General features: G+C 59.8%; 10 protein-coding genes. 8 read left to right on the forward strand and 2 right to left on the reverse strand.

The genetic code is table 11. From position 1 onward, the window contains the following. Nucleotides 1-8 precede the first annotated feature (8 nt). A complete protein-coding gene (locus HMPREF0308_RS08810) occupies nt 9-1484 on the forward strand; it encodes an NAD-dependent succinate-semialdehyde dehydrogenase (protein WP_005530774.1) in 1476 nt (491 codons plus the stop codon). A 33-nt stretch (nt 1485-1517) separates the two neighbouring features. On the opposite strand, the gene HMPREF0308_RS08815 is transcribed toward HMPREF0308_RS08810, so the two are convergent. After that, the gene (locus tag HMPREF0308_RS08815) at nt 1518-2063 is read right to left on the reverse strand and encodes a hypothetical protein (RefSeq protein WP_110084928.1); all 546 of its coding nucleotides are present in this window, start codon (nt 2061-2063) and stop codon (nt 1518-1520) included. A 39-nt stretch (nt 2064-2102) separates the two neighbouring features. Next, the gene (locus HMPREF0308_RS08820; RefSeq protein ID WP_005530777.1) at nt 2103-3035 is read right to left on the reverse strand and encodes an AraC-like ligand-binding domain-containing protein; all 933 of its coding nucleotides are present in this window, start codon (nt 3033-3035) and stop codon (nt 2103-2105) included. A 124-nt stretch (nt 3036-3159) separates the two neighbouring features. On the opposite strand from HMPREF0308_RS08820, the gene HMPREF0308_RS08825 reads away from it, so the two are divergent. The 7 genes from HMPREF0308_RS08825 to HMPREF0308_RS08855 all read left to right on the forward strand — a co-directional run bounded on the left by HMPREF0308_RS08825 (nt 3160) and on the right by HMPREF0308_RS08855 (nt 10845). Further along, nucleotides 3160-4569, forward strand: a complete 1410-nt coding sequence (locus HMPREF0308_RS08825; protein WP_005530780.1) for an aldehyde dehydrogenase family protein — start codon at nt 3160-3162, stop codon at nt 4567-4569. A gap of 30 nt (nt 4570-4599) precedes the next feature. Next, nucleotides 4600-4863 carry a hypothetical protein gene (locus tag HMPREF0308_RS08830; RefSeq protein ID WP_005530783.1) on the forward strand — a complete coding sequence of 88 codons (264 nt, stop codon included), beginning with the start codon at nt 4600-4602 and terminating at the stop codon, nt 4861-4863. Nucleotides 4864-4866: 3 nt separating this feature from the next. Beyond that, nucleotides 4867-5655 (forward strand): zeta toxin family protein, encoded by a 789-nt coding sequence (locus HMPREF0308_RS08835; protein ID WP_005530784.1) that lies wholly within the window; start codon nt 4867-4869, stop codon nt 5653-5655. A gap of 155 nt (nt 5656-5810) precedes the next feature. Then, entirely contained in the window at nt 5811-7322 is a 1512-nt protein-coding gene (locus tag HMPREF0308_RS08840) for a recombinase family protein (protein WP_005530786.1), read from the forward strand. Between the two features lie 505 nt (nt 7323-7827). Continuing rightward, on the forward strand, nt 7828-8112 hold the full coding sequence (locus HMPREF0308_RS08845) for a lactococcin 972 family bacteriocin (protein ID WP_005530789.1): 285 nt from the start codon (nt 7828-7830) through the stop codon (nt 8110-8112). A 227-nt stretch (nt 8113-8339) separates the two neighbouring features. Next, nucleotides 8340-10124 (forward strand): hypothetical protein, encoded by a 1785-nt coding sequence (locus HMPREF0308_RS08850; RefSeq protein ID WP_236251905.1) that lies wholly within the window; start codon nt 8340-8342, stop codon nt 10122-10124. Further along, nucleotides 10111-10845 carry an ATP-binding cassette domain-containing protein gene (locus HMPREF0308_RS08855; RefSeq protein ID WP_016456434.1) on the forward strand — a complete coding sequence of 245 codons (735 nt, stop codon included), beginning with the start codon at nt 10111-10113 and terminating at the stop codon, nt 10843-10845. The genes HMPREF0308_RS08850 and HMPREF0308_RS08855 overlap by 14 nt, the downstream gene beginning before the upstream one ends. The last annotated feature ends 95 nt before the right edge of the window (nt 10846-10940 follow it).

The following is a 10940-nucleotide window of genomic DNA, read 5'->3' on the forward strand; positions in this document are numbered from 1 at the left end:
CAACTTTTATGACTATCAATGTTGAGCAACTGTTGGCCAAGGTTCCGACTGGCCTGCTGATTAACGGGCAGTGGCGCGATGCTGCGTCAGGTGAGACCTTCGACGTGGAGAATCCCGCCACGGGTGAGGTACTAGCCACATTGGCTTCGGCTAACTCGGAGGATGCCGTGGCCGCGCTGGATGCCGCCTGTGCCGTCCAGGACGAGTGGGCGCGTACAACCCCGCGCGAGCGTTCTAACATTCTGCGTCGTGCCTTCGAGCTTGTTACCGAGCGTAAAGATGAATTCGCTGCGTTGATGACCTTGGAAATGGGCAAGCCTCTGGCTGAGGCCTACGGTGAGGTCACTTACGGTGCGGAGTATCTGCGCTGGTTCTCTGAGGAAGCCGTGCGTGACTATGGCCGCAGCTTGCCTGCACCGGAGGGCACCCTTCAGATGGTGACCCGCCGTAAGCCGGTGGGCCCGTGCCTGCTTATCACCCCGTGGAACTTCCCACTCGCCATGGCTACCCGCAAGGTTGCGCCGGCGGTTGCTGCGGGCTGCACCATGGTGCTCAAGCCAGCGAAGCTGACTCCACTGACTGCTCAGTACTTCGCGCAGACCATGATTGACGCGGGTCTTCCGGAGGGCGTTCTGAACGTCGTGGCGGGCAAGTCCGCTTCCGCCATTTCTGAGCCGGTCATGGCTGACTCGCGCCTCCGCAAGGTGTCTTTCACTGGCTCTACTCCGGTGGGTAAGACTTTGTTGAAGGCTGCTGCGGACAACGTTCTGCGCACCTCCATGGAGCTCGGCGGCAACGCGCCGTTCATCGTATTCGAGGACGCAGACTTGGATCAAGCTGTAGAGGGTGCGATGGGCGCGAAGATGCGCAACATTGGTGAGGCCTGCACCGCAGCTAATCGCTTTATCGTGCACGAGTCCGTGGCCGACGAGTTCGCACAGAAGTTTGCAGCCAAGATCTCTGAGCTCAAGGTGGGCAACGGTATGGATGAGGGCGTTACCTGTGGGCCGCTCATTGAGAAGAAGGCTCAGGACAACGTCGCCGCGCTCGTCGAAGACGCTGTGGCCAAGGGTGCCAAAGTCCTCGTCGGCGGCAGCCGTGGTGAGGGTGCTGGCTACTTCTACGAGCCGACCGTCCTGACCAATGTTTCACGTGAATCACGCGTGGCGCAGGAGGAGATCTTCGGACCGGTTGCGCCGATCCTTACCTTCAGCGATGAAGCAGAGGCCATCGATCTGGCCAACGACACCGAGTATGGCCTGGCCTCCTATGTGTTCACGGAAGACTCCGACCGTATGTGGCGCCTGGGCGATGGCCTAGAGTTCGGCCTCATGGGCTTCAACGCCGGTGTCATCTCTAACGCCGCTGCCCCATTCGGTGGCGTCAAGCAGTCCGGCATGGGCCGCGAGGGTGGCGCCGAGGGCATCGAGGAGTACACCTCGCTGCAGTACATCGGTGTGCGCAATCCTTATGCAGGCGCGTAACTGGGCGTTTGATCCAGGGGCTTGCGCCGCAGCCTAATTGAAGACCACCGTCTCGTAGGAACAGCCAGTGCCGCCACCGGTGGACATGATGGTTGCAAGAACTTCAACCTCTCCATCGCCGTCAATGTCGCCCTGGAAGGCGCGGAAGTTATCCACGGTGGTCTCGGGTAGTGGCGCGAGGCCCTCGTTAAAGCCCACCAGCTTAGCGCTGGGGCCGCCTGGGCCGATTGAGCTGTCCACAAACTTTCCTTCGCTCAGCAAGCCCGCCTTGGTGAAACCAAGTTTTGGAACGGCGCCGCCATTCCAAATCTTTGCGCGAACATCAGCCGGCACCTCCGGCGATACGAGCGCTACTGAAGAAGTAGTTTCCTCTGGACTCGAAGATTCCTCGCGTGTTGTCGTTTCCGGCGAGGGGCTGGCCGCATCAGCTTGAGTAGCGGTTTGGACGCTGGACTGCTGTGCCGTGGAGGAAGGTGCCTTGAACACAGGCTTCGTGCTCGAAGAAGAATCATCGCCGCAGCCATCAAGCAGGGTTGCGCAGGTGAGAACGCTGATGAGGGAACGAGAAGAGAAAGACATAAGGAAAGCACAAATGGCCACAGCCGGCGTGGAATGCACTCAGGCTCGCGGTTTTGGAGCTAGTGCTTGGCTGCGAAAGGAACTCGGAGAAAGTCCGAATTCAGCTTTGAATACCCGTGATAAGTGCGAAGGATCGTGCAGGCCGTAGCGCGCGGCGATGGTGCCAATGGATTCCTTGGCATTTAAAGGGTTTGTTAGCTCCTCCCGTACTTTCTCTAGTCGGCGGCTGCGGATATAGGAGCCTACTGAAAGGCCTTGGGCGGCGAAGCGGGAATGGAGATGGCGCACAGATACGAAAAGCGCCGTTGCGATGGCGCTTGGGGAAAGATCTGCATCACCTAAATGCTGCTCGATATATGAGGTGGCCTGGTTGAATAACAAATTCTTCGAGTCAGAGGCGGTGTCGATTTCAGAAGAGAACACTGTGACCAACATGTTTAACGCGGAACGAACGAGCGCGGAGGCATGCGGCCCCTCCAGCACGTCGAGATTGTTGGCCAGCTGCTCGAAAAGCGGCACTGCCACCTTGCCCAAGCCATGATCACGTGAAACTGGGCTCGCAGTTAGCTGCTGAATCTGAGCCGGTGTGAGGCTAAGTAGGCTCTGTGGAAAGTGAACGATAAGAGTGTGCTGCTCGACGGGATATTCAAGAACATAAGGCCGTTGAGTGACATACAGTGCTAAGTCACCGGGATGAAGCTCGCAGGTTCGGCCATCTTGCGCCATGGTGGAGCGGCCGGAAAGCTGGAGGCTGAGCTTGCAAAAGGGGGCGTCGCCAAGCGCTGCGCTTTCCCTTTTTACCGAATGGGGCGCGGTGTGCATGTCAAAGAGAGAGACCTCCCCCACTCTGGTGCTGGTGAGCTGGGCCCAAAAGGTGCTCGCCTCGGGTGCGTGAACCTCAAGCTTGCCGAAGGTTTCCGAAGACGCCGCGCGCCAGGCCGCGAGGTCATAGTGCGAGGAAGAGTTGGGCATATAAATACTATACAGTGACCTCAAGCACACTTTTGAACAAGCTTTGTGCGCTGAGAGTCAACTGTAATTATGTGTTGTGGGTAACAATGGGCGAAACATTGCACACCTCGACTAAGGAGAATAAATGTCGCAGTTCGCCACCTATGAAGATCTTCTCGCAGCCATCACCGTTGATGAGGGCCGCGAAATTATCAACCCGGCCACCGAAGAGGTTGTGGGTGTCGCACCTGAAGGCAGTGTTGAGGAGCTCAATGCGGCGGTTGAGCGTGCGGTTCAGGCGCAGAAGTCCTTTGCAAAGCTCAGCGATGCTGAGCGTTGTGACCTCCTGCTGAAGGCTGCGGACGCCATTGAGGCTGCCGCGGAGCCGCTGGTGGAGCTGCTCTCCCGCGAGCAGGGCAAGCCGCTGAACGGCCCGAATGCTCGCTTCGAGGTTGGTGCGTGCTCCGCGTGGCTGCGCGCGACGGCGTCCTTCGAGTCCCCTGATTACACCGCTGTCGATGATGACATCACCGCGACCGTGCACTACCGTCCGCTCGGTGTCGTCGGTGCGATTGGCCCGTGGAACTGGCCGATGATGATCACCATTTGGCAGATTGCCCCGGCCCTACGCATGGGTAATGCCGTGGTGGTTAAGCCTTCCGAGTACACCCCGCTGTCCGTCCTGGCGCTCATCAAGGTCTTTAATTCCGTGCTTCCGGAAGGCGTCCTGCAGGTTGTCACCGGCGACGGCGCGGTAGGCGCAGCGCTGACCACTCACGCCGACATCGACAAGATCATGTTCACCGGCTCCACTGCGACCGGCAAGAAGATCGTCGAGTCCTCTGCGGCGAACCTGCAGCGCCTCACCCTCGAGCTCGGCGGTAACGATGCGGGCATCGTGCTTGACGACGCCGACCCAGCCGCCATCGCCGGCGACCTTTTCTGGGGCGCGTTCATCAACACTGGACAAACCTGCGCGGCAATGAAGCGCCTGTACGTGCCGGAATCGCTGTACGACGCCGTCTGCGAAGCCCTCGTCGAGGTAGCCAAGGCCTCGCCGATGGGTGTGGGCTTGGAAGAAGAAAACGTGCTCGGCCCGCTGCAGAACAAGCAGCAGTTCGACATCGTGGACAAGCTCGTCAACGCCGCCAAGGACTCCGGCGCCCGCGTGCTGCTGGGCGGTGACCCGGACTATGACGCGCCGGGCTACTTCTACCCCACCACCCTGGTGGCGGACATCGACCCGGACAACCCGCTGGTCGTGGAGGAGCAGTTCGGCCCGGCACTGCCGATTGTGAAGTACACAGACCTGGATTGGGCCATCGAGCAGGCCAACAAGCTCGACGTGGGCCTGGGCTCCTCGGTGTGGTCCTCCAATCGCGAGCGTGCACTGGACGTTGCTGCGCAGCTGGAGGCTGGCACCACGTGGATCAACAGCCACGGTGCCGTAGATCCGCGCGTGCCGTTCGGCGGCATCAAGTCCTCCGGCTACGGTGTGGAGTTCGGTACCGAGGGCCTCAAGGGCCTGGCGTACCCGCAGATCATCAACGGCTAAAACCGCCATGGCGCTGCTATTCTTAGCGCCATGAGCACCGCCAACGTCCCGGAGATCGAGTACGCAGCCTTCGACGCCATGAAGGAGGTTGCGTCCTCGCTGAAAGCTGCCTACCTCACTCGGGCCGCTGAAGCAGGCAACGATGTTGAATCACAATGGTGGATTCGTCAGAATTGGCTGGTAGAGGACATAGTCAGTGGTGTTGATTCAACCGACATTGAAGCCATCCGCGCCGCTGCGGCTCTCTTTGCGCAGCGGCTTGAAGCCCTCTCCTCCGAGCACAAAGCGGCATAGCTTATGCTTTCCGCCGCTGATTTCCCCGTTGATCCACAAGTTATGGAGCAACGGCTAAAGACTCTGCAAGCCAGCTACTTTGGCCGATCGAATGCTCACAGTCCGTCTGTTCCAGAAGTCATTTATGTGGCGGGGCAGCCAGCGTCAGGCAAATCAACGGCTATTGAATCTGTAAAGAATGGTCACGCGGTCCTTGATTCCGATGAGGTTCGGAAGCTGCACCCCGCCCTCGACGAGATCATGGAGCGCGACCCCCTGCGCATGGACGTGCTCACCAATGGTCCGGTGCCCTATTGGATGTCCTCGCTGATTGAGTATGGCCGGCAGCACGGGCACTCCCTCATCATTGAGAACACGCTGTCCAACCCGGAATTCATCGCAGGAGAGATAGCCAAGTTTCGCTCCGTGGGTTTCCGCGTAAAGGTCGTGGGGCTGGCGGTGGCGCAGGAGGTCTCCAGGCTGGGCGTCGCCCAGCGCTACCTGGAGGCGCAGCGCGTGAGCCGCTACCCGCGTTGGACCAATGAGGTTTCCCACACGTCGGGTTTTAAAGCCATCGTCCCAGGACTTCAAGCGATTGCCCCGCTTGTCGACGACCTCGAGATCCGCACCCGCGACGGCCGCACCTTGAGTGGTATCGAGGATATTGAAGCCGAGCGCGCAACCTGGTTCGACTCCCCCGCCATTCGTGCTGATTGGCTGGCCCGCTTCGACAGCTGCGACTTGAGTGGCCTTGAAGCGGAGAAGCTCGCGCAAAACCTCGTGGCTGATGCAGAGCGTATCCGCAAACTTTAAGGCTGTGCCCGTGGAACTGCGCGCCCGGTAGGCGGTGGGAGCTTCGTGTCAAAGCGGCTGCTGGCGAGCTAGCGGTCTGCGAGGTCGAGCAGGCTGAGGATGTCGTCTGCGTGGAGTTTCGTTTCAATGTAACCTAAATGCGCTATGAATAGCGTATGACTACACGTGCTGCTATTTACCTCCGTATCTCGTTAGATGCTGCCATGGACGGCCTCGCCATCGACCGGCAGCGTCAGGACTGCGAAGCCCTCGCCGAGCAACGCGGCTGGGACGTCGTGCATACCTACGTCGATCAATCGATCTCTGCATCAAAGAAGGACGTGGACCGTCCCGACTACGACGCGATGGTGGCGTCCTTTGAGCGCGGCGAGATCGACGCGATCATTTGCTGGAACCTCGACCGCCTCACACGACAGCCCGCGCAGCTCGAAGAGTGGATCGACAGGGCGGAAGAGCAGGGGCTGAAACTCGTCACCGCGAACGGTGATGTTGACCTTGCCACCGACGGCGGCAGAATGTACGCGCGTATCAAAGCAGCCGTGGCGCGCGGCGAGATCGAACGCAAAAGCATGCGCCAATCCCGTGCGCAACAGCAGCGCGCCGAGCAGGGCCGCTGGTACTCCGGCGGTGTGCGCCCGATCGGCTACACCTCCACCGGCGAGATCATCCCATCCGAAGCCGCCGCCGTGATCGGTATGTTCCGCGCTGTCGAGAGGGGCAACTCCATGCGCGATATCGCACGCGCCTTATCTGGGGTCGATCAACCGGGCTTGCCGGACATTCCGACCACGCCGCGCCATATGCACACCGTGGTCACAGAGCGCAACGCACGCCGTCGCGCTGCTGGCCAGGAAGAAAAGTTGGTTCCCGACGCGCAGCCCTGGGCCTACACGTCGTTGCACTCGATCCTGCGCAACCCCGTGTATGCCGGCTACTCCACGTATAAGAAGGCCAAGCGCAAAGGCGTGAAGAACAAATACCGCCGTGTCACGCATATCGTCCGCGACCCCGATACCGGCGAGCCGGTGAAAGGGCAGTGGGAGCCGATCGTCACACCCGATCTGTGGTGGCGTGTGCAAAACGTGCTCGATGATCCCGACCGGCTGACAAACAAGGAGCGCCGGAACACTCGCCGCCATCTTGGCTCGGGCCTGTATGTCTGCGACGAGTGCGGCAACCCCGTGCACACGCATGCCGACCGCTACCGCTGCGCGGCCTGTGGCTTAGTGCGCACTCACAGCGTCGATGATTTTGTGCTCGCCGTGATCCGCGCCCGCCTTGGCCGTGACGACCTAGCAGACCTGTTGCCAACTGCGGATGACGACGAGGTCGACGCCATCGACGACGAACTCGCTGAGCTTCGCGCAAAGCTCGCCCGCGTCCAGGCTGACTACGACGAGGAGCTTATCGAGGCCCGTGACCTCAAGCGCGCGCGAAACCGTTATGAGCCGCAGATCGAGAAACTCGAAACGCGCCGTGCCCGCCTTGCTGGCGCATCGGCGCTGCTCGACACAACCGGCTACGCCTCGCCCGTGGACGCCTTCGACAACGCAGAGCTTGCCGTGCAGCGTCGAGTCATCAACCCCCTGTGCCAGGTGCGCCTGCGCCGTGGCGTGCGCGGCACCAAGACCTTCAACCCTGAATCGGTGCAGATCGTGTGGAACTAGGTTGCAGTGTGTGGCACATCAACAATCGCGCGCATGTGCTGCGCCTTAGGGGCGGCCTAAGCAAGCGCACGACACCGTGCGCTTGCGGCGTGCGAAACTAGGCAGGAGTTTCGCGCAGCTGACGTTGGCGAGGATGACGTCAGAAGAGAGCAAGGACGAAAGGGCGTGTTGCGGGCAACCCCACTCCGTACGGGGTGAATCCAAGACATAGCGGACCAAGGACAACCACCGCCCTCCCGAGCCTAAGGCCCGTGAAAAGTACCAATAAAATTAGAAAACTGGTTCTATTCCCATTTATATTCACTTAGGGTAGCCTTCCTTTTGAGGCAATCCCGCCTCATTTCCTCTCTCAAAGGAGACTGTTATGACCCCCAAAAAGCGCACTCGGCAGTTTGCAGCGCTGCTGATTGCCTCTGCTCTGAGCGTTTCCGTATCTAACTCAGCCGTTGCTTCCGCAGAATAATTCCAAGACCACGGCGCCAAGGGAGGCTTTGCTTCCGGTGTGATGGCCGAGCTACTCGGCGAGGCAGCACCAGCCTTCACAACCTACTGGGCATCTGTCGGCCGGAAAGTTCGCTGCCCTGCAGGTGGCGGTACCTGGGAGTACGGATTCTGGGACGCTAAGGCGCGTTCTTATTTCACCGTGAATCGGTGCCATACTTCGACTGTGATCGTCAACGACAGAACGCAACGAAGCATCGACACCCGCGGCGGCCAGAAGTCGATCGCCGAGCTTTGGGCAACGAATTTGCCGGGCACTAAGGACAGCTACTACTACAACTTCTGCTAGAACTCATGCGTATTCGACCCCTAGTACTTGGGCTTTTGAGCCTACTTCTTGCTGCAGTCATCGCGACTACTGGGTGGCTGCTAACAGCCCTGGTTGACTCCACCAAACCCTTGTCCTTAGGGGTCGAATCAACCTTTAGTCTTGACTACGTCGAGCCTAAGACTTCACTCGCGGAGGAACTTGAGTCAGACTACGCACCGACGGTAATCCGTAACTCACTGGTTTCATTGGCCGAGCAGAACGGCTACTCCATCTACCGGCTGACTGGCACCGATGACGCAAGCGGGACTTCCCACGAGGTTTTCATCCCGCTGGAGGAAAATTATCCAGCACCGGAACGCATTCCCCGGCTCAACCGGCCGGATGCCTTGAGCCAAGCGGCCAGTGAGCTTGGGTCGCTGGATTACCACGGTGACTACGTCTTGGTTCCCAAAGCAACGGGTGGCAATGCGAACCACTTCTACGAATCGGCCAGGAATGACGGGCTCAGGCTAAGCGAAAAGACGCAGTTCCTTCACCTCATCCAATCGGTCGTATTCCGCCTGCCCGCGTTGGTGGCGATCCTGTTTCTATTTGTCGTTTCCCTTTTTGCCCTGGTATTTGTTCTTCGGGTTTCCGGTCTTAGATTGGCAGCGCTGCGCACAATAAATGGAGGGCACCGCAGTCAAAAAGGCAATTGGCGGCAATGGACCTTTGTCATCCTCCCGCACCTAGTTCTCATTGGCCTTGCGAGTACATTCCTCGCCCGCCAAGGGAGCTATTCTTTTGCCCTCCTGTTCCTCAGGTTCTACGCCGCCGGGATAGGCTTGGCCCTGGCTACCACCGGTTTGGCCGTAGCCGTCACCGCCCCATTGTTGCGCCGCGCAGTAGCGCTGCTGGGGCAGCGTGCCCCCGCAGAGAAGGCGGCGGGAAAAGCGCTGAAAGTAATTTCGGTCTTTACCTGCGTGACCTTTGTAGCAGCGGGTCTTAGCTCAGCGGCTGCGCTCCGCTCCTACCAGCAGGAATCCGAGGCCCAGCAGACCTGGAAATCTCTCGCGGAGTTTGGAGCCTTGCATTTTTCAGCCAACTTCGACGGCCCTGCTGGCCGCGTGGAAGGAGGCGAGCTCTTGCCGCCCAGTGTGCAGCAGAACTTCCGCGACTTCGCGCTCAGCTGGGAACGGGAGCACGGGGCTGTCCTCAGCCATACTTTGCCGAAAGAAGGTACCGGTGTGCCGGACTCCTGCCCCGTGGCACTTGCTAACCGCCAATGGCACGATCTGCAGGATTATCAGTTCCGTCCCGGAGACGACAACCACTCGGTCGACTATTCCGCAGCCCAAGAGCATTTCGCAGCTTCCGTGGATCTGTGGGCTCAGGAATCCGGCGACCTGCTCCTTAAATCTGCGCAAATTGGTCCGGTCAGTGCCGATCATGCGGTCGGATTCATTAGTGGAACAATGTCGGGGGAACTGGTTCCCGGCGATTGTTTTTACGTGCTTGAAACGGACGATCTATCCGGCTTCGACGCAGACTTCCTAAGCTCCACAGCTTCGAGTGAAAATTTGCTCTTCGCGGATTTCTCGGAACTGGGTCCAGAACTTACCGCTGCCGGCCTCGAAGGCTACGTGTACCCGGTACGCGCGGCCGATCGCGGTCTGGCCGAACTAGTAGCCAGCACGGCGCTGTTCTGGCTGAGTATCCTGAGCGTCCTCGGAGCTTTGCTCGCCACGCTTGCGGCCTTGATAGTCCAGGCGCGCATCCAGCTCCGAGTTCACCGTCGCCTCCTGGTACTCCTCCACAGCGCTGGGCAATCACCGGACAAAACGATGTGGCGACTATTCAAAAGCCAACTGGTCAGCCTGACAGTTGTCGTCATATTGTCCGTCCTGGCTCCGCTACTGCTTCCCAACCCGTTCCTCTACACCTTCACCGCGCTAAGCTGCCTTGTCTTAATCGTCTACCTCGGTTTTGTCCGTCTCAGTATTTCTCAGCACATGTCCGCCTCCCCTAGGAGTCACAATGTCATTGGCTAGCCCCAATCAGTCCCCCACTCTGCCGCCGGAGATTTCCACCTCTCATCTCTGTCTCGCCGCGGAGTCGACTTTTTCTGTGGGGCGCAGCACGCGGATGGTGAAGAAGTCCCTCGTGGAAAATGCAACGTTTTCCCTACCCGGGCCAGGCTTTGTCGCCATCTGTGGAGCCAGCGGTTCCGGAAAGACTTTGCTGCTCAACACCTTGGCCGGGCTCCTGCCGCCGGCGGACGGCCTCCTCCGGATAGACGGTGAGAATGCCTCCGCGTGGAGGATGAAGCGGAGGCGGAGGTTCTGGCGAGAACGCGCAGCGATAATCCACCAAGACCACGGAATCATTCCCGAACTAAGCTGCGAAGATAACCTCACCCTCGGGCTATCCAGGAAGCAATACTCCAAAGAAGAATTGCTGCACTCCCTCGGCGAAGTCGGTCTTGATGTCCCCTTCGACGGGCCGGCAGCTATTCTCAGCGGAGGCGAGCAGCAGCGGCTGGCGATCGCCCGAGCCCTGCTCCGCGGCGCGGCTTATGTGTTCGCTGACGAGCCGACCGCCTCCCTCGACCCCACTAACCGCGACCAAGTTATCGCGCTCCTGCGGCGAGCTGCGGACGGGGGCGCACTCGTTCTGGCCGCCACGCACGATGCCGCAGTTATTGCTGCCGCTGACAGCACCTTGCGCATCAATGATCGCCAGGTCACAGTCTCCGGCTCTGCGCGGGATTAAATCGCGATGCCCGCGGCCTTGGCCACCTTCCGGTACCCGGCCGCATGGTCCGCGACGCTGGCGTGGGCGTTGAGTCCGCTGGGGTTGTCGAGCAC

The sequence above is a fragment of the Corynebacterium striatum ATCC 6940 genome (genome assembly GCF_000159135.1).
Taxonomy (GTDB): domain Bacteria; phylum Actinomycetota; class Actinomycetes; order Mycobacteriales; family Mycobacteriaceae; genus Corynebacterium; species Corynebacterium striatum.

Bases quoted from the DNA above. Each gene is read 5' to 3' on its own strand.
- HMPREF0308_RS08825 (WP_005530780.1), top strand. From the start codon at position 3,160: ATGTCGCAGTTCGCCACCTATGAAGATCTTCTCGCAGCCATCACCGTT.
- HMPREF0308_RS08810 (WP_005530774.1), top strand. From the start codon at position 9: ATGACTATCAATGTTGAGCAACTGTTGGCCAAGGTTCCGACTGGCCTG.
- HMPREF0308_RS08855 (WP_016456434.1), top strand. From the start codon at position 10,111: ATGTCATTGGCTAGCCCCAATCAGTCCCCCACTCTGCCGCCGGAGATT.
- HMPREF0308_RS08820 (WP_005530777.1), bottom strand. From the start codon at position 3,035: ATGCCCAACTCTTCCTCGCACTATGACCTCGCGGCCTGGCGCGCGGCG.
- HMPREF0308_RS08835 (WP_005530784.1), top strand. From the start codon at position 4,867: ATGCTTTCCGCCGCTGATTTCCCCGTTGATCCACAAGTTATGGAGCAA.
- HMPREF0308_RS08840 (WP_005530786.1), top strand. From the start codon at position 5,811: ATGACTACACGTGCTGCTATTTACCTCCGTATCTCGTTAGATGCTGCC.
- HMPREF0308_RS08830 (WP_005530783.1), top strand. From the start codon at position 4,600: ATGAGCACCGCCAACGTCCCGGAGATCGAGTACGCAGCCTTCGACGCC.
- HMPREF0308_RS08845 (WP_005530789.1), top strand. From the start codon at position 7,828: ATGGCCGAGCTACTCGGCGAGGCAGCACCAGCCTTCACAACCTACTGG.
- HMPREF0308_RS08815 (WP_110084928.1), bottom strand. From the start codon at position 2,063: ATGTCTTTCTCTTCTCGTTCCCTCATCAGCGTTCTCACCTGCGCAACC.